Origin of the sequence: Shewanella piezotolerans WP3 (assembly GCF_000014885.1) — a bacterium.
Lineage (GTDB): Bacteria > Pseudomonadota > Gammaproteobacteria > Enterobacterales > Shewanellaceae > Shewanella > Shewanella piezotolerans.
This window is the reverse complement of the sequence record NC_011566.1, coordinates 1816825-1842287: the sequence shown is the minus strand read 5'-3', so window position 1 is coordinate 1842287 and position 25463 is coordinate 1816825. Positions and strand designations below refer to the sequence as shown.

Sequence of the window (25463 nt, the reverse complement as noted above, 5' to 3'; positions counted from 1 at the left end):
GATCCTTATGCGGCGATAGCCTTAATAGTGGCTACTTGTTGATACAATTCTTTAGCCTGCTGATTATCGTCCGAGTTCCACTGACCACTCTCTGACAGGTAGCCTAAGTTTGCCATCTGCTTGAGTACTATCGAGAGATTAAACAGCGCTTGAAACTCTTCGATATGAGCAATAGGGATCAGCTTAAAGTCCAATTTATGGGCAAAGATCTCGTCAGCATGTGCCATTTGCTTATGGCGCTGGCTCTGAATGCCATACTCAAATCGGTCCAGTAACTTATTGTAGTTTTTGATTAATTCATCGAAATACTCAACTACGTTGTCGATAGATGCTGTCACGACCTGAAGCTGGCACTGATGAGACTCCATTTTAGCAATCTCTTCATCAATGCGGAGCTCCTCTTCTTGCACTTTTAGTAGTGTTTGCTTAGCTTTCTTTCGCGAGTAGAATCCCAGAGTCAGTACATAAGAAGCAACTCGAACTAAATCAAACTTATTAAAGTCGATTAAGAATAGGTTATTCCTGTGCTCAACCGTTGCCGTCGTTTTTATTTCAAGAATTGCATCGTCAAACAACTCTTCGAAAGGCTGACCTTTAACTGTCACGTTATGTAATCGATTCGCTAGAGAGACAAAACGCTTAAATTGTACGCCATAGATATCTTGTTTAAAGCGATTAATGGCACCGACCTGTGTATCGATATCATCAATAAGCTTTTTACAACTCTGATCATACTCGATTTTTTTCTTATCATAGCGATCACAGATCTCTTGGTACAGGCGTTCAGCTTTATCGAATGTCGTCTTGCCTGTAAAGGCATTCCAACACTTAGAACCCTTCTCAATGACCTTTTCGGTGACTTTTTTTGTCACCTCGACCACTTTGTCTACCACGTTGCTTATCTTAGCTGCGGCCCAGCTTCCTAATCGTCCAAACATAGTTAATCCTTCATGATAAGACTAAAACCTTCATGTACTAAGTCGTTCATAGCTTCGACCCAACGCTGTAGGCGCTTCAGCTCAAACTCCTCAATGCCAAATGATGATGCAAGTTTGAGCATAAACGCAGCTTCGTTTTCACAATACTCTCCGTCAGCAAGCACAATGCCAAATAGCTCAACGATCACAATACGGCGGTTTTTCATTTCACTGCGAGTCAACACCTTAATTACTGCGTCTATATCATCTTGCTGCTTGAGCTGGTATGACGGCATACCGCACTCATGGGTAAATGACTCAAAGATGGCTTTCTCTTGCTCTTTGTGGCTGCCATTAAGTGCCATGACTGAATAGGCAAGCTCGAGAAAGGTTTTGCGCTCTGCTACTGATAATTCACTTAAATACATGGTATCCCTTGCTCTAATAGACTTTCTTAATTGGGTCAGCTTGATTGCCGTCGGCATCATAAACATATTCAACACGCTGGTTGACTTCCCCAGCGCCGTCATAGAAATATTCAAAACTTACTTGCTGATCAGCATCGTACTCAACCCCTTTAGCCAATCGCCCCTCTTGGTCATAAAACATCTGATACTTGAGTTGCTCACCCTGTAAGGTATCGCTGCTATGTTTGATACCGTTCTCGTAATAAACTTGAGTCACTTGCCCCGAGTGCTTGTCTTCAATTTTAACCACCTTGCATTCACCTAAATGTTTGACAAAGTCTTGGGTATCAAGGGTTAACTCGGTATGCTGAGCCAGCTCATTGGTTAACTCCACTAGGTTTTGCACCCGCAAATTTTGAATTAAGCTAGACATCGTTTCAAGGTTAGATAATTGATGTTGCTTATTGATGAAAGTCTGTTTTTTTGCGTCTTTCTCAAGCTCAGCTTGAGTGCGTTTAATCGCACTATTCAACATACTTCCCATCTCTTCGATACCGGTTTTGAGCACACCTTGGGAATCTGTAAGTGCCGTCACTATCTGCGAATTAGTTTGCTCATGCTGCTTAACTGAAAGCGTAGACAGTTGTTGCTGAAGTTCCTGCAATTGTGTTTGCAATTGACTATGCAGTTTGCTGTTTTCGCAATGTTTTTCTTCAATTTTGGCGGTAAATAACTGGTTTATGGCCTTAAATGACTGCTGAGCCTTATTTTGATAAGCCTGTTGGGCATCCGTTATTGGCTCGACTCCGGCCTGGAAATGGGCTTGGATAATAGCGGGGATACCATCAATAGTTTGAGCTAACTGGATATTAACATCACTGAGCTGTTGCACGGCATTAACTTGCAAACCTTTGATTTTATTAAATATGACAATCTGAGCTATAATGACCAAAGCTCCCATTCCTATTACCGCAAGGAGAATGTGCGTTAAACTTATTTCCATTGTTCTTCCATTAGTCTAAAAACAAAAATTTGAGCGCTAAGCTCAATGAAGTAATGAGTTGGTAATTATATGACCCATAATGGCCAGTGAGCTCCCGTAACAGATATCTTGAATCAAATCGGCAGCAACCGCTTTAAGTATCGACTACAATTATCCAACTTTTATCTACTGAATTTTACTCTACATTATTTCGGTAAATAAAGGGGCTGATCATCGATTTTTATCTAAAAAAAGTGATATAACTCAAGCGACAAGTGAATTTCCAACAAGCCTAACTCCCTAAATGGTTTTGACTAAAATACAGAAATACCCTGTCAGGTTTTCTATAATCATTAACAACTCTACCAATTGGTACGATGATTTGAGTACTTAACGAGGATTTTTATTTCTGAGGCAAGGCAAAGAATACGGAGCACGTAACATTCTACATATAGGCTCTAAAGCACTGCACAAAGCTAACCTGCATATTGCAGCTCCCCTTAAAAAGTAAGGGAGATGAGACAGGATGTAGGAATAAGCAAAGCTGATGGGCTGCTTAGAGGTTAAATGTACGTAAGCATAAGAATATTCTGCGAGTCAAGGGCCATCCTAAAACACAATGGCTCGTTAAATCATACCCTTACTATGCAACAATGGAATCTACACTGGTAAATTCATATGCCAAACTTCCCAGGAAACACTGCGACCAGGGAATACAATTTTAGAAAAAGGCCATTCCTCTTTAAGCCAAAGCAAGGCCGATTGGTACAGTGTTTCCTCTAATACCAATCAGTATAAGAAGTTGATCTACTCAGAGCGTTTTTGGCAGGCTAATTCAAAGTGAGTAATGACATAATGGTTATTCCCTTATGAGTTTGTTCAACGCAGAAGTAGCAAGCCAAAAACACTCCTAAAGGCTAGTTTTAGCGGCTTTGATGCTGCGTTAATGAATTTGAACGTAGAATAACTATGCTCTTCATTCATTGCCTTACCTCAAAGTCGCTAAACTCTCGCTGAGCGATCAAATCTTTATACTGATTGGTATAACTCAATGCTGTCATCTCTGATCCAGAAATATACAGCCCAATCATATTGAGTCCATTGACTTGGGGCGATATAAATAGAGCCTAAACACTTATTCTATTTATCATGCCTTTAAGCACAATATCATGGTAACTCACCAACCCAACGATTTTCCCCTGTTCAATCACTGGCGCTTTCGTGATCCCAAAACGGTCAAATAAACGAGCGCAATACCTCACGTCCATATTCCCCTCCACCGATAGGACAGGTTTCACCATTATTTCATAGATGTTAACACGGTCTGGGGCTTTATCCTTTGCCAATACCTTTTTGGCAATGTCGCTCATTAACACCATGCCGTATTCATCATCGTCATCACGTTTGTTAACGAACAAGACATTCACCTTATGAGTAACCGCTTGCTCTATTGCCTCTGCAACTGTTTGCAGGCCATCCACCATGGCGTACTCTTGGCACATTACATCATGGTTTCTGACAGGTTTTTGCTTGCTCATATTTGATCCTCTATATCATGACTCAACTGTTGTACTTGGTGTGCAACACCAACGGCATCTTCAACATCAATTTGAATAGCGATACCTTTTCCTGAATCACTATCAAATTCACCCACTTCATTAACAGTTTCCAAAATGGCTCGGCTTAAATGCTCCTCAACCAACAAAAGTACGACATCACGCTGAATATCAAGAGACAACCCCATAAAGGTTTTCTGCTTTTTAAGCCCCTCGCCACGGGCATGGTTGATCACTGTGGCACCTGTCGCCCCTTTACTGCGCGCCGCATCGAGGATCGAGTCAGTACATGCATCATCTATAAAGACAATTATCAGTTTAAAGCGCATTATTCCGCTCCTTTTGAGTTCTATTTTTAAATTCGACCAGTTGGGCATAGCCCATTACGGTGATCATCGGAAATAAGCTCGCGAAAGCAATCAGTCCAAATCCATCAATTAATGGATTGCGACCATCAACATTGGTTGCTAAGCCTAAGCCCAGTGCTGCAACTAGTGGCACTGTTACAGTAGATGTGGTTACCCCGCCAGAGTCATAGGCTAAAGGTACGATCATTTTAGGGGCATAAAAGGTCTGTATAACCACAATAACGTAACCTGCCATGATGTAATAATGTATGGGATCGCCTACGACGATGCGAAAGCAGCCCAGTGAGATCCCAAAAGCAACCCCAATCGCCACCGAGATCCGCAGGCCCTGAATGCCGATACTGCCACCGGAGACTTCATTGGCTTTTATCGCCACAGCGATTAAAGATGGCTCGGCAATAGTGGTACTAAAGCCAATCGCTGCAGCAAAGATATAGACCCAATAGTAGTCTTGCCATGCATTGACCGTGATAGATGGGTCATCAGCATGAATAAATGCCGGTGAGGTTAGTTGCTCAGCCATCGCTTCACCAATAGGGAACAGTGCCAACTCGAGTCCAACTAAAAAGAAGCTCAACCCCAAAATGACGTAAACAAAACCCGCTGCAACTCTCCGCCAATTAGCGACAGGTCTTTTCAATACCCCTAATTGAAAACCAAATAAGATCGCCGCAATTGGTACTACATCTCGCGCCGTGAGCATTAACGTTTCGAGAACTTTGATTAGCATCTCCATTACAGCACCACCATTCCGTAAATAAGCACAAAGATCATCGGCATTAGACTGGCAAAAGCGATTAAACCAAAACCGTCTAACATGGGATTGCGGCCTTTAATCACACTGGCTAATCCAACCCCGAGTGCAGTCACTAAAGGTACGGTAATGGTCGATGTGGTAACGCCCCCAGAGTCATAAGCAATACCGATGATGTTTTCTGGTGCAAAGGAAGTCAGTACCATGACTAAGACATAACCACCAATAATAATGTAATGGATAGGCCAACCTTTCAAAATCCTCACAACGCCAAGCAAAATTGCCAGGCCAACAGAAAGTGCAACGGTTAACCTTAGCCCCATTGCATAACTGTCCATTGCCGCTTCGCTTTGGGCGATCGCTCCTGCATCGGCCGCAACCTCGGCAGCTTCATTAGCCACAGCAGTTAGTGCTGGCTCGGCAAGCGTAGTACCAAAGCCTAAGGAGAATGAAAATATCACTAGCCAAAATACACTGCCTTTTCTCGCCAACGCTTGTGCTAGCGATTCGCCGATAGGGAACAGCCCCATCTCCAAACCAAACACAAAGAAAGTGAGTCCGACAACAATGAATATAAGACCAATAAGAATAGAAAAAAGATTATCTGGGGCTTGATGCAATACAAATATTTCAAAGAAACTAACCACTAAAATAATAGGGATAAGATCTTTAAAACTATTTAGCATCGCATTTAACAACTGACTGATTGAAGCCATACTCACTCCTTTGGGGCTACAGTTCCAGTCTGCCAAAACCACCCGAAATCACAACAAGTGATTAACACTTTCACCCACATCTGTGAGCTATATCATAGAGTTATAAGGTGCTGAGCTAATTACATTATTGTTAGAATGCGCTAGGTAGTGATTCACATTCTGTTTGCACTTTCATTATTAACCTTGGCATAGCAAAGCCACTGCAATAAAGTGACTTTATCTAAAATAATCGATAGGCTATCAATAATGAATTTAGCTGGCACAGCACCGCTGAAACTCACAATTTCAATGTAGATCCGGTATATGACAAAAACTATTACACAGCACGGCGGCTGCTTGTGCGGCGCCATCAGATACCAATTATCCGCCAGCCCTTTTGCTGCAGACTATTGTCATTGCCGCCAATGCCAAAAAAGTACAGGTTCTGTTCTTGGGGCTTGGATGGATTTTCATATCGATGAGGTCAGCTGGCTAACGGGAGCGGTGACTGAATACCACTCTTCAGAATTTGTGCGGCGTGGTTTTTGTCATCAATGTGGATCACAGATAAGTTTTAGAGATACTCGTTATCCGAGCTATTTAACGCTATCAATCGTATCACTTGATGAACCGAATAATGTGCAGCCAACTTATCATATTCACACAGACAGCCAACTTAAATGGCTCTCATTAAACGATCGCTGCACTCGCTACCCACAATCGAGAAGCTAAATATTGGTTTTCCTTCCTTTAGCTATTTTTGGCAGCTTTCATTGAATAATAATGACACCCGCTATTACCTATAAAATCGAGAAGCTAATTACTGCTTCCAAAGATAAGTCCTATCGCAATAGTCATACAGCCATTCTGGGCGATAAACCACCAGTATTGTTATCGCCATTCCGTTAAGTAACGCTTCTGGAAATCCCAATAAGGGAATGAGTATCAAATAGTTATCCGCAAGGTATAACCAATCATAATCTGTACTCAAATTTAGCCATAATGCCCAGCTAACAATGTGAAACAACATAGATAAAAAACCATTGATGAAAGCACCAAAGAAAATATAAATAAACAGGTGATGAGGCAGGAATTTAAAGCTTTGACTGTAGAAGATAAAGCACACAAATAGCGGAACACACACAGCAAAAATAGCATAAAGAGCAAAATCTAACGGCTGCTTTAACACAAATATTGCAAAAAACAGCACCGGCAATAAAGCGATGATACTGGCCAAACGCCAACCAAACATAAGCATTAGCACAACCAATCCAAGGAAATGCACATGAATTTGGGGAGAGACACTTGCATTGATTAACCAAAGCGCATTGATTGCAAATGTGGCAATAAATACCCGAGATTGCTTTTTACGTGATGCGACTAATTCAGAGAACTGCGTTTGTGGCCAAATGAGCCAGTACCAAAATACAAGGAGTACGGTTGCAATAAGCCCTGCGAGGCTAGAATTTAGGCTGATAGAATCGACGAGTTGTTCTAAAAATTGCATCATCTATACACTCCCTAGTCAAACAACAGAATGTAAAACATTTTAAAGCCCTGCTAACTTGGTTCAATATACGTTATGCTGGCAATTAGAAACCAATTTTTAACATAAAAATAATAATGAAAATAATATCTCTATTGCTTGTTTTACTACTCTCAGCCTGTAGCGGTACGCCTGAACTCGAGCCAGAAGAGTTTGCAGGCCAACTTACCGACTCATTTAGAACCGATATAAAAAGCAATGGCCTTAAACTGTTTACCTATCGCGCCAAGCTAGTGATAGACAGCAATGCTAAGCAGGCGCTCCCCCATGAACAGCGAGCCCAGCAAAAAAAACGTTCAAGGAAACGCTATCAAGGGCCAGACCTAACGGCTTGGACACAAAAAATAGAGCATGGTCTTAGTCGGACAATCGAGATGACAGGCTACTGCCGCGAAGGATATATAGAGATCAGCCGCTCTATTCAATATGACCGTGGCAGCATTAGAGGCGAGTGTAATGAAGGTGCTACTGAGGTTGATATCGCAAAGTTCGACTCTTAAATAAAAAAGGGCTTCAATCGAAGCCCTTTTTTATTCAAATTAAGCACGTAGCCCGCTCTTTTTAGCACCAAAACTCACCTTTCCGAAATCCTCTAAAATAGCGTAGCAAGCTGGTACCATAAATAGCACTAATGCGGTTGAGGCAAAGATACCAAATACCATAGAGATCACCAGCGGTTGTAGCACTTGTGCTTGTATACTGGTTTCGAGCAACAAGGGTAACATGCCCGCCGCGGTCGTTAATGAGGTAATAAATACTGCTCTAAAGCGCTCTTTACTGGCGCTGACTACCGCTTGATGAACAGTCTGTCCCTCATCAACATGAAAACGAATATACTGCACCAGTAGTATCGAATCATTAACGACGACACCAGAGAGGGCAATAAAGCCCATGATCGATGGCATACTCATCGAGAAGCCAAGCAATAAATGTCCCCAGAACACGCCAATTAGCCCCAGAGGGATCACTGCCATCACAATGAGTGGCTCTAGGTAGCTCTTAAACTGCAAACTCAAAATGGCAAATACGCCTAACAGACCCAGAATAAAGCCTGACACCATTGAGTTCTGAGTCGTTGCGTTCTCTTTTACCTCACCTTCAAAACTAACTCGTACACCCGGATAGCGCTTTATTAGCTCTGGCAGAAGCTCATCTTTAAATGCAGTATTAATCTCACCAGCGTTAGCCAAATGGGTATCGACTTCACCGGTAATGGTGACAAAACGCATACCATCAAGCCGTGAGATCTTGACGTAATTACGCTGCCAAGCAAAGTCAGCCACCGCAGATAATGGTACTTGATCACCAGAAGCACTCAAGGTTATTGGGAAGTTAGCCAAATTCTCAAGCTTAGCCGCATCACTTTTATCAAGCTGCACGTCAATCTGAATACTCTCAGGGCCTACTTGAATGTAATCTGCCGTTTGGTGGAAGTAAGCACCGCGTAGTTGACTGGCTAACATCATACCGTTAACGCCATAAGCCTCAGCTCCTGGCTTTAACGTCATCAAAATCTCAGACTTGCCTGGACGCATACTGTCCATCACGCCAGACACACCGTTAAAGCCACTGATATATTGCTGTACTTCTATTGATGCCGATTTCAATTGATGCAGGTCATCACCACGTAAACGAATATCTATCGCCCGACCAGCAGGTCCCATAGAGGGTTGCTTGTACACAATCGCAATTGGGTCAACTAATTCACCCACCGTAGCCTCCCATTCACGGATAAAAGTGTTAAGTAGTGTTTGGCGTACTTCCGCACTCAACAGATCCACTTTTACTGTAGCTACATGGGCGCCAGTCTCATTCGCATCGGCATTAAAGTTAAACCGCTCAGTGATATGTTGGATCAGCTGCTCGCCATCTTCATCTTTACTGTATTTATCATTAAGTAACTGAGCAGCATTAACAATTTTTTCAACGACATGCTCTGTTTGAGATAAAGTCGAACCTGGAGGTAATATCACCCGCGCTTCAACCACATCGCCATCGAGTTCAGGAAAACCAATAAACTTAACCACGCCACCAGCCGCAAGAGACACAGATAACAGCAATAGGCTTATGACTGCTCCCATGAAGGCATAACGCCATGCAATCACCCACTCAACTGCTGCGACAAGGTTGACCGTTCTGAAATGTTCAAAGCGACGGTTAAATTCTGCTTTAAAGCGACTGGTTTTTCGCTCTTTTCCCTGAGCAGCATGGGCTAAGTGGTTAGGTAGTATCAAAAAAGCTTCAACCAAACTAACGGTTAAAATGAGCAATAAGGTTTGCGGCACAACCCTAAGCACTTTCCCCATATCGCCTTCCATAAAGGCGATACTGGAGAAGATAAACACTGTGGTTAAAAAGGACGATATCACCCCGGGCAACACCCGTTTGACCCCTTGAATCACCGCTTCTGTTTTATCTAAGCCACGTTCGATGTGCGATGCTATCGATTCAGCGATAACAATCGCATCATCCATCATGATGCCGATAGCCATCAAAAAGGCGACCAAGGTCATAATGTTGATAGTCAAACCAACTTGAGCCATAAAAAACAAGCTACCCATGAATGCAACAGGTAAGCCCATAGCAACCCAAAAAGAGTAACGAAAACTAAAGAATAACCACATACAAAGAAATACGAGTAACACCCCTTGCCAACCATTCTTTATTAGCATGGTGAGTCGATCCCACAACAGTGAACTCATATCATTAGAAGTGCTAATACTCACGCCATCGGGCGTACGCAGCTTTTCTGCATCTAAAAACCCAATCACCTCCTCTTTGAGGCGCAAAGAGTCTTGTGACTTATTTTTAAACACTGTTAATATTGCCGCGGGTTCACCATCGAAACGGACATGGTCCTCATCAAGTTCGAACCTATCGGTCAACTTCGCCACATCCCGCAGGCGCACCACGCCACCTTCTGCATTTGAGCGGATAACGATATTAGCCAGCTTGTCGGCTTCAACTTCTCGTTGATCGAATCGAATTAGAATATTCTTACTCGCAGTCTCTAAGGTACCACTGGGTAACTGCACATTTTGCTGCTCAATCTGAGTGGCAACATCAGCCACACTCATGCCTAAACGTTTGAGTGCATCGAGCGAGATCTCTACCAACAGCTGGTGCTGAGAAAACCCTGCGATCTCTACCTGACGAATACTGGTATCAAGCTTTATGCGTCGTTTAAAATCTTCCGCATAGGCTTTAAGTTCTGGTTTGCTGGTTGTTGCAGATAGTGCGATATCGATGATCGGTTCACTAAAATCTAACTCTTCAACAATAGGAGGCTCTATTTCAGCAGGAAAATCTTTAATTGCTGAAATTTTAGTCTGTACGTCGACAAGATTTCGTCCCAGATCCGCTTTATCATCAAGCTTGAGGGTCATCTGTGCCACGCCCTCAAGCGCATCACATTTGGTTTCAATAATACTGCCTAAGCTATCTACAGCATCTTCCATACGCAGACAAAGATTTTCTTCAACATCTTGCGGTGACGCGCCGGGTAATACCACGCGAGCACTAATATAGTTTGGTGAGAATTCAGGAAAGGTCTCTCGTTTAAGCTCAGGTAACGCTTTGATACCCAATATGATCAACGCCAACATCAATAGATGTGTTGCTGTAGGGTGACGAACAAAAAAGGCGATCACTGTGTTAGCCCCTTATTGTCACCAGTGGCATTAGCGCTATCGCTTTTACGGCGTAAAGCCATGCCTGTCACTGCAGGAATTATATCGGTCAATACTAACTGCATATTGTCATGAAGCTCGCCCTGCACTGCCGCTTGGCCCTCTTGGCGAAATAGAACCTGTACCTTGATGAGCTGCAAGCTGTTGTCGCTGTCCATCAGGTACAACTTATCACCATGAAGTGCACGCTCTGGCACCATCCAGTAGTTTTTAGCATTCCCCTTAATACGGGCACTCACAAACATACCGTTAACTAACGGCGGTGCCTGACCGACTTTAAGTTCACGATATTGCTGTTCAACCTGCAGTACCACGCTCACAGTCGCCAGAGTTGGATCAACAGTTTCACCGATTCGACTTATTTTAGCTGGCCACTTAAACACATATGCAGCACTTTTCAGAGTTATTTCAGCGGTTAAGCCAAGCGCTTCAGCGTTAGGTAGCTGCTTGTCAAAAATTGCAGGCTTTTCGACGGTTTTCATTAAGGTCATCAGATCTGCTAAAGATAGCTGTGCTTCCACTTCCATGATCTCTGTGCCGTTGATTCTCGCTAGTACTTGCTGTGGTGCCACCACTTGATTATTTTCAACGTTAACTTCAGATACCCGTCCTTCAAAGGGCTGGCGGATCTCTGTTTTATCGAGTTGGCTTTGTGCTTCTTCTTCCCTAGACACAGCTTGTAATAGCTGTGCCTGCAACACATCAGTTTCATTCGGCATTAGATTGAGACTGTTATTGAGATCTTGGATCTTTTGTTTCTGTGCCAATACATTTTGGCGTTCGCCATCAAGCTCAGACTGGGAAATGAGATTTTTCTTTCGTAACGTCTCTTTGCGCTTCAGATCAGACTTAACCAATTCATAGCGGTTAGTCTCAATATCGAGTGATAACTTAAGGTTTTCCAGCTGCAGTGCTTTACCTTGCAGTTGCCCTTCCAGCGCTTTTCTATCAGCCTGTGCTTGGGCGAGACGAATTTGATAATCGAGTGGATCAATCGATAACAAAAGTGTGCCTTCAGGCAGCATTTTTCCGACAGCTAAATCAGGGTGTTTATAGTTAATCTTACCGCCTACCTCAGGGAGTAATTGCCATTGAACTTTAGGCGTAACACGGCCAAACGCATCAACCTGCGCGACTACAGAGCTTTGATTAAGTGGCACAACTTCCACTAGTTTACTCTGTTCAGACATCTCTTCTAACGGCGGATGTCCCCTAAATGATATCACTGCAAATAAAGTGACTACGCCTACAGCCATTGCGGGAAAGAAATACCAACGCTTACCTTTAATTATGTCCATCAGTCTTGCTCTCCAAATAATCCTTGCTCAAGCAGTTTTATGTTGTGTTGCGTCAATTTTGTGTAAAAATCGCTGTCGAGTTTAAAGCCATGTAACTCAGCCATTGGTGCAGGAATGATGTAAGGAAACACCATCAAACTCATCATCGACATTTTGACTAACATGGGATCAGTGCCAGTACATTTTTCGAGTAATGGTTTAGGCATGGGGATCAAGTTAGCCAAAGGGGTAAACAGCTTAAATACCACCGCTTTAACTTCCATCGAACCTTCAGAATTCATCAATCTAAACAAAAACCGGGGAAATTCGGGGGTGGCACTCATCGTTTGGTGAAAATCATTGATGATATCTGCCATTATCGATTTTGTGTCAGTAGTTCGAATTAGCTTACTGCGCTCGATCACTGGCTTTAAATGCTCAATCATCATGGCTTCAAACAGGCCTAACTTGTTACCAAAATAGTAACGGATCATTGCCATATTTACGCCTGCTTCATCGGCGATTTGGCGGATACTAACCTTGTCAAAATCAGAGGAGAGAAAACAGACTCGGGCAGCGCAAAGAAGCGCCTCTCTAACTTGAGTTGCCGTTTCTGTTTGATTAGTTGGTTCTGTCATTACATCAGACTTAGTGTTATTCACTTGAATAACACTAAGTCTACTTGCTCAATGCTGTTTTTGCATGGTTTATCGTTATTCAAAAACTACGCTTTCGAATAGCCGTAACAGGCAAAAGACTACAGCAGTTTGAAATTGATTTGGTAAAGTTGCTCTATTTCAGGATAGATCTCTCGGATTAGGGTTTTGAGCTCTACAAGCGTCATATTCTCCTGCTCGGCATGCAACTGATTGAGATCGTCAAACTTGACCCAAGCCACCGACAATATCTCAACCTGGCCATAACTGTGGCTCGTTTCCAAATTAGCCACATGCACAATTTGCCCAGCCTCAAAATGAGACTCACTTTTATCTCGCAAAGTAATGGTTTTTTTGCCCGCTAGAATATCTGCTTCAAATCGTTGGAAAAAGGTGATGGTTTGCATATTGCCCTCAAGCCAATAGGTAAAGGAGAAGCCTAACAATAAATCAGCCCCTAGGTTAACTTTAATCTATAACTAGCGAGTTGGATCACGATTCTTTTAAGCAGTTGAATTTAGCATAATGGTCAGAGTGAATTAGCTAATTACAATTAGGCACGCATAAGTTGGAAGGTTATCGAATTGAAATCAAATGAGTACTGTGGCATCGAGCCGCGCTTTAGGGTAAAATCCGCTTCCGATTTCAAGCTCAGCGCCTATTGCGCTAAACTTACCTTAGATTGACGTTATCGTAGAGAACACATGAACAGAAAACAGAAAATGATCAAATTGTCGGCTAAGCGTGCTAAAGCTCGTCTTAATAAGCACACTCCGCCTACGATCAAAAAATACGTATCTAAGGCTGAGCGTGCGGAGCAACAAGCAAAGCTTGCCGCTGAAGAGTTAGCTAAACAGGATGAAGCAGCAACTGAAGTTGATGCTATCGCGAGTGACACAGACAGTGCACCCGCTAGCTAATTAGCCATATTTTGTTGGGCTTACTTGGTTGACGACTTTTCGCCTTTAACGCCAATAAGCTCAGCAATTTCATTACTTGCTTCACAATCCTGCTCCTCAGTCACCATCGCCATATTAGCACACGATGACGACATCGGGTTTTGACTACTTAGACTAAGCTCTTCATCAAACTCACTCTTCATTTCATCAGCAGTTGTCGTTGGCAACGGTTGAACCGGTTCAGTAACCATCTGTTCAGCCGCAAAACCTCTCACCTGTTCCACTAAGCGATATGCCATAAGTACACCGAGTACACCAAAGATGATTGAACCAATAGCTTGACCAATTAGCACGCCGTATACTCCACCCCATTGAGCGCCAAAATACACAAATGGGATAGTACCAACCGTTGCTTTACCTACATTAAACAGCGTTGAGTACTTAGCTTTTCCTAAATTATTAAACGAAGCGTTTGCGACAAACAGAATCCCCGAAAAGATGAAGAACACAGCAATATAACTACAGAAAAACAGGATAAGCTCAGCAGCATCGCCCTGCATATCAAACACACTCACAATCTGGTTTCGGGTTAGAAACAGTAATATCGAGACCACAAAAACATAGACACTACAGAATTGAATCGCACGAGTTAGCGACTCTTTTACTCGACCAAACTCCAGTGCGCCATAGTTCTGGCCAACAATGGGACCTACTGCGCCAGAAAGCGCGAATATCATGCCAAAAGAGACTGGGATCAAACGACCAAGCACCGCCCAACCTGCCACATAACTATCACCAAAATCAGCAATTGCACGTGTCACCACCGCATTACCAATAGGGGTCGCAACATTGGTTAACATTGCAGGGCCCGCAATCGCAAAAATTGGGCTTAAGTCGGCAATAAAATGATCTCTATTAAATCGGCCAAACAATTTGTGCTTAACAATCACTCCTCTGGCAGCCACAACAAACACAGCTAAACGGGCTAACACCGAGGCTACAGCAGCACCTTCAATCCCCATGGCAAACATAAAGATGAATATTGGGTCAAAAACCGCATTAACACCGCCACCAATCAGAGTTGATACCATTGACAGCTTGGCATCACCCACCGCACGCAGCGCACTCCCCAGTGCCATTGCCAAACAGATAAGAGGCAATGAAGGCACCAAAATATAAAGATACCCGGCCGCTAACTCCGCCGTTTTTCCGGTTGCCCCCACCAGCGATAGCAACTCAGGTATAAACAAAAATACAATAGCCGCGACCACAATACTTATCAGTAATGTCACCACAGCACTATTAAGTAGTAAGCGCTTTGCTTTTTCTATCTCTTTAGCACCAATGGAGCGAGACACTAACGCACCAAGCGCAATCGATAAACCAATGCCAATCGAGGTGGTAAAAAAGGAAATAGTGCCAGCATAACCGACGGCGGCGGCGAGCTCTTGCTCACCTAATAAACTGAGGAAAAAGATATCTAACAGATCGACCACAAATAGCGCCGAAATTCCCACTGCAGCTGTTGAGCTCATCACCAAAATATGGCGCAGTATCGATCCTTGTACAAACTTGGCAACTGCCATAAAACCTCTTAATCCATTTGACTAACTAAGCTGCACATTAAACGCTATGTGCAGCATTCTAAAGACGGCTATTGCCCTATCATTGAGTCATTCAGCCTGCACTAAATATCGGCTTCTAGCTCACTACCACACTTATCACAGTACAGCGCATTAGTTTCATGACCCACTTTTAAGCAATTACTGCAACGGCGTAAATCTTTGTGTTTGCCTATCTCTTGTGAGATTTCAGCGGTTAAAATCCCTGTGGGAATAGCAATAATTGAATAACCAAGTAACATCGTAAATGCAGCAATAGCTTGGCCTAAATTCGTCCCAGGGGTGATATCACCATAACCTACAGTCGTTATAGTTACTATCGTCCAGTAGATAGACTTAGGGATTGATGAAAAACCATTATTAGGCCCTTCAACAACATACATGATTGAACTTAACACCACGACGATTAAACTGACTGAAAAGAAAAAGATAAATACTTTTCGGCTCGATTGCATCATCGCTCGAAGCAACAGGTTGCCTTCGCTTAAATAACGCAACAACTTGAAGACTCTAAAGATCCTAAATAATCTTAATACTCTGATCACCATAGTAAAATTAGCGCCTGGGAATACTAAAGCCAAATACGTAGGCAGTACTGAAAGCAGATCAACCACCCCATAGAAACTCTTAGCATATTCCAGCGGTTTCGCAGAGCAATATAAGCGCAGTAGGTATTCCAGAGTAAATATAATAGTGAAGCACCACTCTAATACAATGATGATTTCACCGTACTGCTGATGAATGTGGGCAACAGTATCTAAAAAAACCAACATGACGCTCAGAATAATACAAACGATTAAACTGATATCGAAGAAGCGACCTGCAGGAGTGTCTGTTCCAAAGATTATTCGGCGAAGTTTAAGTTTAAATAAACTTTCCGAGTCTGTTTCTGTAGCCATCTATAGCGCCGTTCCTTGCTGTAAAGCCACTTGATATTTAACCGACATAAGCTGAATTATCAAGGTATTAAATTAGGTGATTTGAATAGTGTGACACGCAAACAAGCAGAGCTCAAAAATAATCTTAAGCTTGTACGTCAACAATCACCAGATTTTGAGGTAACATAGGCCTAATTTCTACATGCTAAGGGCGTTAGGCTCAGGGTTGTAAATGCGGGTTTTCTTATCAACAATTATGTCATTTCTGCTGGTATCAAGCGTTTTCCAAACGAATCTAGCCCATGCCAGTGGCAAAGCTGATTTGGTCGTCGTCACCAAATCAGAATCAAGTTTATCACTGCTACGCGAAGGCAAAGTGTTAAAGTCTTACCGGATTGCCATGGGTGATAACCCGGTTGGCCATAAACTCACAGAAGGCGATCAACGCACCCCTGAAGGACGTTACTTACTGGACTATAAAAAGTCAGACAGTGCTTATTACCGTTCTATTCACATCTCCTACCCAAATGATGAAGATCGCTTACGCGCCAATGCGCTCGGTATAGAGCCGGGTGGTCAAATCATGATCCATGGTGAAAACCCTAATTCCAGCCTGAGCCCAATAGAGGCTCAGCAGTACAATTGGACTGACGGCTGTATTGCTGTGACCAATGCTGAGATGGATGAGCTTTGGCGCGCGATTGATGAAGGCACCCCAATCGAGATCTGGCCATAACGCTTTGCACCTCTTTAAATCAAAACTTAAAATCAAGACAGTAAGCCCGTTTACAAAGCGGGCCCCAGCAGAGAAAAATTAATGACCTATGAGCAACTAGCCAGCAGTTGGCCAGCCTTTAGCCAATCTATTATTCAGTTTATGAGCCAGCTTGGCTTGGATAAACTGGCACTTGAATGCGATCATACTGCGCTGCGAGTCAATAGCACCCATGCAGCGCAGCAGTTACAACACGAGTTTGCAGAACATGGCACTATCATCTCAAACAACATGATCAACGGCCGTCCTATTTTAATTATTGAGCTAAATCAGCCTTTACGGCTTAACGATATGACTATCGATTGTGTCGAACTGCCCTTCCCTGGGGAAAAATCCTACCCCGCAGAAGGTTGGGAACATATTGAGTTGGTTTTAAAATCAGATGCTCAAGAGTGTGACACTCTCAGCCAAGACCTATTAGCAGCACTACCCAATCTCAAGCCTGTATTGGCAGGCGAGACCGAAGTAAAAGTAAAAATGAGTTCACCAAAAGGTGATAAAGAGCGCTTAGCTAATCCAACCATTGCCTTTAAAAAAGGCGGTTTATGTATCAAGGTTCACCCGCACGGCATAAAAGCGGTAATCGCTTCAGAAAGCTAAACATACCAGAGCCAAAAGGAAGAAGCGCGAGGGCTATTTTGTAATATACATGCCTTCGCTCGCTGGTCGACTCAACTTAAATCCAAATTGAGTATATAGCTCTGGCACATCCGCCATCAAAGTAATATATGCACCTTTAAAGGCTGTATTTTCTAGGTAATCCATAATGCTTTGCATGATAAGTCGGCCGAAGCCCTGCCCTTGGTAGTCCGGTTCGACAGCAATATCGACAATATCAAAATTTAACACTCCATCACCCACGACCCGCCCCATGGCAATGGTTTGCTCAGCAACACAGATATGCACGCCATAAACGCTATTGGGCAACGCCTTCTTCGCAGCTTCTAGTGGTCTCGGCGTTAAGCCTGTAATGATGCGAAGTCGAACGAAATCTTCAGCACTAGGCACCTGCTCAATAAGGGTATAACGGTGTTCGGTCATTGAAGTACTCTTTTCGTATAAATATTATTTTAAACATCTAGTTGTACAAATTTAACAATAGATATTTAACGATAAAAATGGCAATTTCCAGCCTAGATTACCATAAGAGATTGTCTAGTGTTCGCAAACTAAAAAGCGCGCCTATTAGGCACGCTTATTTTTGGTAGTTAACTTCAGACTCATGCTTAACACTTTAGCTTACAAACTTAGTAAGTAGTCCAAGCCTCCGGTTATTGCTGCTACTTGAGCAATAATACAGTTTTCATCGTCTACCAAGGGGCTATCTGGGTAAACTTCTGTGGTAGTGACATATTTGGCAGCGCTTAACCCAGCGCACAAACCCAAGGCTTTGGTGGCATAATTGATCACCCCAAACTGAGCCAATTCAACCCCGATTAGCTTATCGTTATCATCAGCCGGTGCAATATGAGTCACTTGCTCAACTTCAGTAATGATGGCTTTTTGGAATGCTGCTTGCGGGTTTATGGTATCACCCACCAGATAAAAACCATCAGGAATATTCCAATTATCATGCACGCTTGCATCACGCGCGGCTAATGCTGGTCTAAATTCACTATTATCAGTGTCAGTGGTTTCATGCAGATCGATATGAGCGAAAATCTGCTCATTAATAGGCGCAAGGTAAGCTAATAACTCTGCCGACTCTTCAGCAGGACTATCTGCATAGAATGAGCGATTTGGGTCAATAGCATTAGGATTCCAGCGGTTTATTGTCTCATACCCCCACGGACTCACGCAGGGGATCAACACGATATTGAAATGCTCCGCATAGGCTTGAGCTTTGGTTTCCATAAACCGGATCGCCCCTTGCACGCCACTCGTTTCGTAACCGTGAACACCACCAGTCACTAAGATAATTGGTTTTCCAACCTGCCAGTCATTGCTCTTTAACGCGTACAAAGGGTACTTAGATTCATCAACAGACAAAGCGCCGTACTGCTCTAGTGTGAACCTCTCCCCCAAGGCCAACACCTTTGTTAACACTTGCTCTTTGTAAGAGCGTTTAACCGACTGCAAAGCCAGCCAAGCTGACTTATCAGCATCATTCCATTTCTGGCCAGGAGTACCTATTGGGTAGCGTTCAGCAGCGTTCATCTATTTTCCTTTTTAACTGGGCAATACAACATTTATTATGAGTTTGAGAATGTATTGATACTTGTTAGAGAGCATCGGATCATAAACATCGTCGCAGCCGAATTCAATCACAGCGTTATCAATGTCATATAAAAACAGCTCAGTTATTTTTATTTAAAAACTCAATAACAACACGATTAAACAATTCAGGCTGTTCCCATTGGACGGCATGGCCAGCTTCGGGTACCAACAGAGTCTCACTATGGGGTAACTCCCGCGCGGCCGCGCGCATCATCGATGGCGGCTGATATAAATCTGCCCCGCCAGCAATAAACAAGCTGGGTATGTTAGCTGCGCGAATTTTCTCCCAAGTAATCGTGCTTTTCGCCGGCTGTCCGTGCCTAACACCATCACCGCGTGACTTCTTTTCCATTGCTATCCACTGTTTTACGCCTTCAGGATGTGCCCAGCGATAAGATGGACCAAGCTCTTTAAATTCAGGAGGCAAATCATTAAAGCTCTCTGGCAGAATGAAATCCAATCGTTGATCAATATTGTTATCCCATAAACCAAAGAGGCTACAAACAATCGTCATACTCAGCAGTTTTTCCGGGTAAGAGACCACATAATCTGAAACGGCAAAGCCGCCAGCTGCTAATCCAAGAATATGAAATTTGTCGACATTTAAGTGTTCGACTAATGCATTTAGATCATCAGCATAATTACCTGTATCACTTTCTGAACCAGCTGGTGAACCAAAGTAGCCACGTCTCGAATAAGCGATGGTTCTATAACCCGCCTTTGCAAAAGCCGGCTGCTGATAAGGCCAAGTTAACGCACTCCCCCTGCCGGGATGCAAGAGAATTACCACAGGCCCCTCACCGCCGGTGTCCCAATAGTAAAGCCCAGCTCCAGAAGAAAGAGACAACACTCCCTCATTGACAGCCACCTGTTTAGGAACAGCTAGATACTTGGCTTCAATTTTGCTGTTATTAGTTTCTACGCTAAGGGCCTGCGCGCTCCATGGCGTGCAGTAGCTGGCAGCTATAACAGCAACTGTCGCTATTTTTCTCAGCGCCGCGCTTTTATTACTGCGAACTTGGTTTAATCCTTTACTCATCCTATCTCCCTGAATACGGGCTAAACTCTGTTGAGTTAAAAAACTCTATTAGCCAGCCATAGTAAATCAACAACATAATGAGCTAAGGGGGCGAACTCAATACTTGACCGCATTCTCATCATGAATTTTTATCACGAAAGAAAGTCAGCCGGTGAAATATGCAAAAATGATAACATTTTGCTGAAATCGCTTATTGAAAAGTGCTGGTGGTTAACTCAGCGTTTTTATCTGAGGAAGTCGATGTTTTGGTGAGGTTTGGAGTTAATCGTGTTGCATATACTCGCAACTGCAGGAAAATTTGATAAAAAGAAACTTTCATAGATACCTATTCGTATAGACACAATGACTCCACACTAAAGATGCTGATCTCCAATTCATCGTGGGTTAGCTAAAAGCCAGAGCCATAATAGTTTTGTTAAAGAAACTAAAAAATGGAGATCAGCATGAATAAACATAACATAATTTTTATTGGCCTTGATACACATAAATAATTTGTTGAAGTCGCTTACATCGAAGATCAACGTTGTGCGCAAGCTGTTCATTTTGGAGGAGTTTCAAGTGCTAAGGCTTCTATCACTAAACTGGCCAGACAGTTCGAGTCTAAGTATCCAAAAGCAACCTTATACTTTGAGTATGAGGCTGGTCCTTGCGGTTACTGGATCTACCGCTTACTCACAAGCCTTGGTCACTGTTGCTATGTCATAGCTCCGTCACTTATTCCTAAAAAGTCTGGAGAGAAAGTTAAAACCGATAAGCGCGATGCTCTGAAGCTAGCCAAGCAGCTTATGTCGGAAGATCTGACGGCGATTTATGTCCCTGAGCCAGAAGATGAAGCCATTAGAGATTTATCCCGAGCACGTGAAACTGCGATGAAAGATTTAAAAGATGCCAAATACCAGCTTAAAGCGCTTCAGCTTCGAAATAACATCAACTATAAGGGTACTGCAAACTGGTCGCTAAAGCACTTACGCTGGCTCAGTGAACTGATCTTACCGCATCCAAGCCAACAGACTGTCTTGCAAGAATACTTGCAAACGATCTCGAAGCGGAACGCGACACTAAAACGGCTCAATAACAAGCTTGAACATCATGTATTAAACTGGCGTTACTATCCTGTCGTCAAAGCGGTACAAGCACTACGTGCCATCAGATTACTGGTTGCAGCAAAGCAGTGATGTAATAATCACTCCCTCTGCAGTACCGCCAGCGTTTGCTCCCACAATTTTGCCAAACCAATCAGATAATCGGGCTGTTGCTCAATAATGGCATTTGGCTCACTGATGCTGGTGACGAGTTTGTTGAGTGCAGAAATATTAGCAATGTCTCGCTGCTGCATTAATTGATACTGATTGCTCGGCTCAACTTGTACTGGCAGATAACTTTGCCATGTTTCTGCAGACATAGACACTGGTGATGGGAACCAAAAGACGGGACCTGCAGTTTCACAAAGTAGCAAGTTCCCATGGGGAAATGTTGCGCTCACGCGGTGATTGAGCAGTGTCGCACTACCGTCATCATGTTGTGAAGCAAAGTTCTGACAGAGTAATGACACTGAAAATTCAGGCCCTGTTAACTGCAGTGTTTCAAATAACCCCTTTGTCTTATCGATTTGAGTTGCTGGAACAAGTCCAATGTTTGACAGTGAACCTAAGGCTCTGCCTAACAGATCTAGTCCTGAATATAGAGTGCGCAAATTGACGTTAAGGTCAAAATGCATACAGGGAGCTTGTTGCGAAGCGGTGGCAATCGCTTGGTAAAACGCTTGCGGTGCACCAAGGTCGGCAAAATGAGCGTTGACGTGGAAACGACAGCCATTTTTTGTGGCTAACTCTAGTGCATAACGCACAACCTCCTCGCCAACAGGGTGCTCACACAAAACGTGAATCCCTCTATTCAAGCATTGCACCGCTAATTGTTGCCCACCTTCTCCGGCGACTGCAATACAAGCAATGTCAACGGTACCTGCCGGGATCTGCTCTATTTGAGTAAAGTGTGGTACCTGCAGTTGTGCTGCATATTGTTTTGATCGCTGACTACCAGTCGACAATATTGCTGCCAAACTAAGGTTTTGAGGCTGTGTGGCCAATGCTCGAATATAAGTTGCGCCATAATTGGTGCCGCATACAAGTACTTTCATCAGTTCGTCCTTGATGGTAAAGAGTTTGTCCTTGCTGCTATCTAAAGAAATAGCTAACAGCATGGTCTTGTTAATGATTGAGGGGCTGTGACAGCCTGTTAAGCAATTGGATGAGGATCCATATTGACGCTCTCTCCGCCAAGTAGTCGTTTCAAGCGTGGGTTATCCACTCGCTTAAACTGCTCGCCAAAATGAATCGGCTGCATATGCTTGCCCACAGCCCGTGCGACTCTAAAAGGGCTTAAGGCCACATCTGGAGAGGTGACATCGACAATGGCAACCTCGACTCCCGCATCGAGTAACCTTTGGTTGAGAGCGGAGGAGTCTTTGACGACTGGATAGCTCCACTGTTCAATATCAATTGCCTGCTCTGCCGGTTGGCGCATAAAATCAAAGGCTGAACGCTTATTAAGTTTAAAATAATAGGCGGCATGATCCTCAAGGCTTTGTACTTCGCTAACATGTTGCGGCACTTTTGCGCCGCTTCTCATCAGGTGGCAAAGGTAAGGCATCACATGCCCCTGCTCTAGCAATGCTTTTTTCATCGCCACTTGAATATCACCATGACAAGCTAGGGCCACTGATACAGCGGGTGTCTGTAGGCCATCCCCCAAGGCCAAACAGACAACCGTTGGCACGTGAATGCCCACGTCAAGTAGATACAGTTCTAGCTGCACCCCAATTACTGATAGCTCATCAAGCATCACGCGCATTTTACCGTGGTTAACAGTGTCGAGTTTTAAACGCTGACAGGGGTGCTTGGCGTACCAAGTTAACATCATCGCATCGCGTTCTATCAGCTCATAGGTCGCTCTGATCCCGGCATCATCATTATCTTGCCCTGCTGCCAGCCCATTTGAAGAGACTTGGCTAAACTGTTCCTCATAGGGGCAACTGAAGTTAAAGTAGCTCACTAGTGAAGGCACCCATACTGGTTCCTGTCCACCTAAATAGACGCCTTTGCTCCAATGGATCTTGCGCTTTTTATTCCAACGAGAGAATGGGAATTGTGGCGAGTGATACTGCTTTTTTGAATAGAGCACTAAATCATTCGGGTCAAGGTAACTGCCAGTCAATTGGCTAATCGATGCATAGTGGCAGTCTTCGAGGCGATACCTTGCAGCAGAGTAGCGCTCAATGGCCTCACCAATTGCGCTAATATGAGCAGAAACGCCATCAAGCCCTTTTCCTGAGCCCACTTGCCCTACCGCTCTTGGATCATATTGACCCGCTGTGAAGTTAGAGACACTGGCCGATGCGGTCACTGGAAAGTCTGGTAGCTGTGCAGAGTGGCCACTCAAATTTCGAATAATGCCGGTTTTGTCATCAACCCAACCTTCAAAGAGTTGGCTCACATCATCGACACTATGCATCATATTCAATGGGTTAGTCAGCTCGATTTGATGGGCGGAGACTGCGCTCATGGCGCCGACTTGCATACCTGCCCGTTTAAGTTGCTGTTGTTTGACTAACGAGGTATGCGCTATCGCTGATTGATGATCATAACCACAAACTTTGCACCAAGGTACAGGAATGATTTTATGAGACTCAGCCTGACTACTGACTAAGTTTTGAACATTCACTTTGCCCACCAAGTCAGATTGAATATAGCCAGACAATAGCTTTATCACCTCCATAGTGAGTTGATGGCCTGTTAACGCTGCCATTGAGCTGAGCATATTGCGTGCTCGGCTGGTTTGTTGGCTATTGTTAGCGCTTTTATCGAGTTCATGGGCTAGATCAGGTGCATGCTCTGTGCCTAAACGACGTAGTCGCAAACAGTTCCAACAAGCATCAATAGCGTTTGCAGATGGCGTTAAATTGACTGCTGGCCCAATCCAAGATTCGAGTCCGTCTAAACTACCGTATAGTGCTGGTAATTGATGATGATGCAGTGTTTTCGATATTTGGTAGAGCCAGTGCTTTGCCTCTTTACTCAATGTAACCACTACAAGGTCCCAGTCAAACTCATCGGCTAAATCGATTCCATGACAGCCTTTTTCCAGTGGTTGCGTTGTGATGTTGCACCAAGGACTTTGCTGGTCGATGACCGCCTTTAAAACAACGCTACGCTGTAAACCAACGCTTTGTTCGCCCATTGCGCGGTGACAAAGAATATCATCGGTGGTAACAACATCATTATCAACAATATGAATATGCCCCACTCCAGAACAAGCTAATTCATCAACCATTTTTACTGACCAAGGTTCCAGTCCAATCACCAGTATTTTCTTATCTTTTAGTTCATTATCAGGCGTTTCTTTATTAGACCACGCATTGATAAATCGCTGGTGCATGGCCCAAGGTGGCGAAAAACAGTTATCCGCTGAAACCTCCTCAAGCAAACCTTTTTGTTTGAGTAAAGCAATGACGGCCTTGACACTGCTTTCGCTATAATCTGGCAGTTTTTCACATACTGCTTGCTCGGTATTATCCCCCTGCAATAACGGTACGACAGTGGTAACAAAGTCACTGACATCTTTACCGTGCAGCTGAAAATCGCCTAGATCTGACTGCAATAAAACCCCATGAACATTGGGAGTGATGGTTGCAGCGGGTGAAAGCAAAAGAGTATTCATCTTGTTATTCCTTTAATCCAAACAACCCTAGCACCATGCTAGAGTTGCTTGTTCTTCCGTAATTTGACTCAAATTAGCTGGTAGCACTCAATAAGCAAAAAGTCACAGGTGTACTGGCACATTGATAACCGGTGTCACATGGCCGACAAGTCACACATTGCTGCGTCGTTGCGGGCTGACACTGCACACAACAAACCACAGGACTTGGTGAACACGTCACACACTGTAAACCTGTCGCACACGGTGTTGGTTGACACTGAGCGCAATAAGCGACGGGGCTAGGTGAGCATGTTACACACTGAGCGGTTGGCTGGCACGGCGCACAGAGTATTGTCGGCTGGCAAGGGATGCAGTAGTAACAAGGCGCACACTGCACACTCGGTTGACACGGCACACACAACTCAACAGGACCTGCTGAACAGGTCACACACTGAGCGGTAGGCTGACAAGGTGAACAGAGGATAGTAGGT

General features: G+C 43.8%; 24 protein-coding genes and 1 pseudogene. 6 read left to right on the top strand and 19 right to left on the bottom strand.

All coding sequences use genetic code 11. The features are described from left to right. Positions 1–5: 5 nt before the first annotated feature. The 7 genes from SWP_RS07950 to SWP_RS07920 all read right to left on the bottom strand — a co-directional run bounded on the left by SWP_RS07950 (position 6) and on the right by SWP_RS07920 (position 5700). Complete coding sequence (locus SWP_RS07950) at positions 6–938, bottom strand: hypothetical protein (RefSeq protein ID WP_020911940.1); 933 nt, start codon at positions 936–938, stop codon at positions 6–8. A gap of 2 nt (positions 939–940) precedes the next feature. Next, the gene (locus tag SWP_RS07945; RefSeq protein WP_044555776.1) at positions 941–1345 is read right to left on the bottom strand and encodes a TerB family tellurite resistance protein; all 405 of its coding nucleotides are present in this window, start codon (positions 1343–1345) and stop codon (positions 941–943) included. 13 nt (positions 1346–1358) lie between these two features. Then, positions 1359–2327, bottom strand: a complete 969-nt coding sequence (locus tag SWP_RS07940) for a hypothetical protein (protein WP_020911938.1) — start codon at positions 2325–2327, stop codon at positions 1359–1361. A gap of 1106 nt (positions 2328–3433) precedes the next feature. Then, positions 3434–3844 carry a CBS domain-containing protein gene (locus SWP_RS07935; protein ID WP_044555775.1) on the bottom strand — a complete coding sequence of 137 codons (411 nt, stop codon included), beginning with the start codon at positions 3842–3844 and terminating at the stop codon, positions 3434–3436. Next, positions 3841–4191, bottom strand: a complete 351-nt coding sequence (locus SWP_RS07930) for a P-II family nitrogen regulator (RefSeq protein ID WP_020911934.1) — start codon at positions 4189–4191, stop codon at positions 3841–3843. Before SWP_RS07930 ends, SWP_RS07935 begins: the two co-directional genes overlap by 4 nt. Next, a complete protein-coding gene (locus SWP_RS07925) occupies positions 4181–4966 on the bottom strand; it encodes a DUF1538 domain-containing protein (protein ID WP_044555774.1) in 786 nt (261 codons plus the stop codon). Before SWP_RS07925 ends, SWP_RS07930 begins: the two co-directional genes overlap by 11 nt. Continuing rightward, a complete protein-coding gene (locus SWP_RS07920; protein WP_020911932.1) occupies positions 4966–5700 on the bottom strand; it encodes a DUF1538 domain-containing protein in 735 nt (244 codons plus the stop codon). The genes SWP_RS07925 and SWP_RS07920 overlap by 1 nt, the downstream gene beginning before the upstream one ends. 303 nt (positions 5701–6003) lie before the next feature. Between SWP_RS07920 and SWP_RS07915 the strand changes: the two genes are divergently transcribed. Beyond that, positions 6004–6411, top strand: a complete 408-nt coding sequence (locus SWP_RS07915; protein WP_044555773.1) for a GFA family protein — start codon at positions 6004–6006, stop codon at positions 6409–6411. 88 nt (positions 6412–6499) lie between these two features. On the opposite strand, the gene SWP_RS07910 is transcribed toward SWP_RS07915, so the two are convergent. Continuing rightward, a complete protein-coding gene (locus tag SWP_RS07910) occupies positions 6500–7189 on the bottom strand; it encodes an energy-coupling factor ABC transporter permease (protein ID WP_020911929.1) in 690 nt (229 codons plus the stop codon). A 113-nt stretch (positions 7190–7302) separates the two neighbouring features. On the opposite strand from SWP_RS07910, the gene SWP_RS07905 reads away from it, so the two are divergent. Beyond that, complete coding sequence (locus SWP_RS07905; RefSeq protein WP_020911928.1) at positions 7303–7725, top strand: hypothetical protein; 423 nt, start codon at positions 7303–7305, stop codon at positions 7723–7725. 39 nt (positions 7726–7764) lie between these two features. Here SWP_RS07905 and SWP_RS07900 read toward each other — a convergent pair whose 3' ends face one another. From SWP_RS07900 to yqfB, 4 genes are all read right to left on the bottom strand, one after another. Further along, entirely contained in the window at positions 7765–10875 is a 3111-nt protein-coding gene (locus SWP_RS07900; protein WP_020911927.1) for an efflux RND transporter permease subunit, read from the bottom strand. After that, entirely contained in the window at positions 10872–12212 is a 1341-nt protein-coding gene (locus SWP_RS07895) for an efflux RND transporter periplasmic adaptor subunit (protein WP_020911926.1), read from the bottom strand. The genes SWP_RS07900 and SWP_RS07895 overlap by 4 nt, the downstream gene beginning before the upstream one ends. Beyond that, positions 12212–12829, bottom strand: a complete 618-nt coding sequence (locus SWP_RS07890; RefSeq protein WP_020911925.1) for a TetR/AcrR family transcriptional regulator — start codon at positions 12827–12829, stop codon at positions 12212–12214. The genes SWP_RS07895 and SWP_RS07890 overlap by 1 nt, the downstream gene beginning before the upstream one ends. Positions 12830–12948: 119 nt before the next feature. Continuing rightward, positions 12949–13254 (bottom strand): N(4)-acetylcytidine aminohydrolase, encoded by a 306-nt coding sequence (gene yqfB, locus SWP_RS07885; protein ID WP_044556341.1) that lies wholly within the window; start codon positions 13252–13254, stop codon positions 12949–12951. Between the two features lie 297 nt (positions 13255–13551). On the opposite strand from yqfB, the gene SWP_RS07880 reads away from it, so the two are divergent. Continuing rightward, positions 13552–13767: a DUF2986 domain-containing protein gene (locus SWP_RS07880; RefSeq protein WP_020911923.1), complete on the top strand. Its 216-nt coding sequence runs from the start codon at positions 13552–13554 to the stop codon at positions 13765–13767. Between the two features lie 20 nt (positions 13768–13787). Here SWP_RS07880 and SWP_RS07875 read toward each other — a convergent pair whose 3' ends face one another. Together SWP_RS07875 and SWP_RS07870 are read right to left on the bottom strand one after the other, a co-directional pair. Continuing rightward, entirely contained in the window at positions 13788–15332 is a 1545-nt protein-coding gene (locus tag SWP_RS07875) for an MATE family efflux transporter (RefSeq protein ID WP_020911922.1), read from the bottom strand. Between the two features lie 101 nt (positions 15333–15433). Further along, complete coding sequence (locus SWP_RS07870; protein ID WP_020911921.1) at positions 15434–16267, bottom strand: ion transporter; 834 nt, start codon at positions 16265–16267, stop codon at positions 15434–15436. Positions 16268–16502: 235 nt separating this feature from the next. Here SWP_RS07870 and SWP_RS07865 point away from each other — a divergent pair, with 235 nt between their 5' ends. Further along, positions 16503–16982, top strand: coding sequence for a L,D-transpeptidase family protein (locus SWP_RS07865; protein WP_420804967.1), 480 nt, complete (start codon positions 16503–16505; stop codon positions 16980–16982). Positions 16983–17063: 81 nt separating this feature from the next. Next, a complete protein-coding gene (locus tag SWP_RS07860; protein ID WP_020911918.1) occupies positions 17064–17621 on the top strand; it encodes a VOC family protein in 558 nt (185 codons plus the stop codon). A 33-nt stretch (positions 17622–17654) separates the two neighbouring features. Here SWP_RS07860 and SWP_RS07855 read toward each other — a convergent pair whose 3' ends face one another. The 3 genes from SWP_RS07855 to SWP_RS07845 form a co-directional block, all read right to left on the bottom strand. Beyond that, positions 17655–18062: a GNAT family N-acetyltransferase gene (locus tag SWP_RS07855; protein ID WP_020911917.1), complete on the bottom strand. Its 408-nt coding sequence runs from the start codon at positions 18060–18062 to the stop codon at positions 17655–17657. 198 nt (positions 18063–18260) lie between these two features. Further along, positions 18261–19178: a M14 family metallopeptidase gene (locus tag SWP_RS07850; RefSeq protein WP_020911916.1), complete on the bottom strand. Its 918-nt coding sequence runs from the start codon at positions 19176–19178 to the stop codon at positions 18261–18263. 139 nt (positions 19179–19317) lie between these two features. Beyond that, on the bottom strand, positions 19318–20277 hold the full coding sequence (locus SWP_RS07845) for an alpha/beta fold hydrolase (RefSeq protein WP_020911915.1): 960 nt from the start codon (positions 20275–20277) through the stop codon (positions 19318–19320). A gap of 443 nt (positions 20278–20720) precedes the next feature. On the opposite strand from SWP_RS07845, the pseudogene SWP_RS07840 reads away from it, so the two are divergent. Continuing rightward, positions 20721–21440 (top strand): annotated as a pseudogene (locus SWP_RS07840) (IS110 family transposase); the annotation flags it as partial. Between the two features lie 20 nt (positions 21441–21460). Here the strand turns inward: SWP_RS07840 and SWP_RS07835 are convergent. Both SWP_RS07835 and SWP_RS07830 read right to left on the bottom strand, forming a co-directional pair. Next, positions 21461–22414, bottom strand: coding sequence for a Gfo/Idh/MocA family oxidoreductase (locus SWP_RS07835; RefSeq protein ID WP_020911913.1), 954 nt, complete (start codon positions 22412–22414; stop codon positions 21461–21463). A gap of 98 nt (positions 22415–22512) precedes the next feature. Then, entirely contained in the window at positions 22513–24993 is a 2481-nt protein-coding gene (locus tag SWP_RS07830) for a TOMM precursor leader peptide-binding protein (protein WP_020911912.1), read from the bottom strand. Positions 24994–25463 lie beyond the last annotated feature (470 nt).

Bases quoted from the DNA above. Each gene is read 5' to 3' on its own strand.
- SWP_RS07950 (WP_020911940.1), bottom strand. From the start codon at position 938: ATGTTTGGACGATTAGGAAGCTGGGCCGCAGCTAAGATAAGCAACGTG.
- SWP_RS07945 (WP_044555776.1), bottom strand. From the start codon at position 1,345: ATGTATTTAAGTGAATTATCAGTAGCAGAGCGCAAAACCTTTCTCGAG.
- SWP_RS07940 (WP_020911938.1), bottom strand. From the start codon at position 2,327: ATGGAAATAAGTTTAACGCACATTCTCCTTGCGGTAATAGGAATGGGA.
- SWP_RS07935 (WP_044555775.1), bottom strand. From the start codon at position 3,844: ATGAGCAAGCAAAAACCTGTCAGAAACCATGATGTAATGTGCCAAGAG.
- SWP_RS07930 (WP_020911934.1), bottom strand. From the start codon at position 4,191: ATGCGCTTTAAACTGATAATTGTCTTTATAGATGATGCATGTACTGAC.
- SWP_RS07925 (WP_044555774.1), bottom strand. From the start codon at position 4,966: ATGGAGATGCTAATCAAAGTTCTCGAAACGTTAATGCTCACGGCGCGA.
- SWP_RS07920 (WP_020911932.1), bottom strand. From the start codon at position 5,700: ATGGCTTCAATCAGTCAGTTGTTAAATGCGATGCTAAATAGTTTTAAA.
- SWP_RS07915 (WP_044555773.1), top strand. From the start codon at position 6,004: ATGACAAAAACTATTACACAGCACGGCGGCTGCTTGTGCGGCGCCATC.
- SWP_RS07910 (WP_020911929.1), bottom strand. From the start codon at position 7,189: ATGATGCAATTTTTAGAACAACTCGTCGATTCTATCAGCCTAAATTCT.
- SWP_RS07905 (WP_020911928.1), top strand. From the start codon at position 7,303: ATGAAAATAATATCTCTATTGCTTGTTTTACTACTCTCAGCCTGTAGC.
- SWP_RS07895 (WP_020911926.1), bottom strand. From the start codon at position 12,212: ATGGACATAATTAAAGGTAAGCGTTGGTATTTCTTTCCCGCAATGGCT.
- SWP_RS07890 (WP_020911925.1), bottom strand. From the start codon at position 12,829: ATGACAGAACCAACTAATCAAACAGAAACGGCAACTCAAGTTAGAGAG.
- yqfB (WP_044556341.1), bottom strand. From the start codon at position 13,254: ATGCAAACCATCACCTTTTTCCAACGATTTGAAGCAGATATTCTAGCG.
- SWP_RS07880 (WP_020911923.1), top strand. From the start codon at position 13,552: ATGAACAGAAAACAGAAAATGATCAAATTGTCGGCTAAGCGTGCTAAA.
- SWP_RS07875 (WP_020911922.1), bottom strand. From the start codon at position 15,332: ATGGCAGTTGCCAAGTTTGTACAAGGATCGATACTGCGCCATATTTTG.
- SWP_RS07870 (WP_020911921.1), bottom strand. From the start codon at position 16,267: ATGGCTACAGAAACAGACTCGGAAAGTTTATTTAAACTTAAACTTCGC.
- SWP_RS07865 (WP_420804967.1), top strand. From the start codon at position 16,503: ATGTCATTTCTGCTGGTATCAAGCGTTTTCCAAACGAATCTAGCCCAT.
- SWP_RS07860 (WP_020911918.1), top strand. From the start codon at position 17,064: ATGACCTATGAGCAACTAGCCAGCAGTTGGCCAGCCTTTAGCCAATCT.
- SWP_RS07855 (WP_020911917.1), bottom strand. From the start codon at position 18,062: ATGACCGAACACCGTTATACCCTTATTGAGCAGGTGCCTAGTGCTGAA.
- SWP_RS07850 (WP_020911916.1), bottom strand. From the start codon at position 19,178: ATGAACGCTGCTGAACGCTACCCAATAGGTACTCCTGGCCAGAAATGG.
- SWP_RS07845 (WP_020911915.1), bottom strand. From the start codon at position 20,277: ATGAGTAAAGGATTAAACCAAGTTCGCAGTAATAAAAGCGCGGCGCTG.
- SWP_RS07835 (WP_020911913.1), bottom strand. From the start codon at position 22,414: ATGAAAGTACTTGTATGCGGCACCAATTATGGCGCAACTTATATTCGA.
- SWP_RS07830 (WP_020911912.1), bottom strand. From the start codon at position 24,993: ATGAATACTCTTTTGCTTTCACCCGCTGCAACCATCACTCCCAATGTT.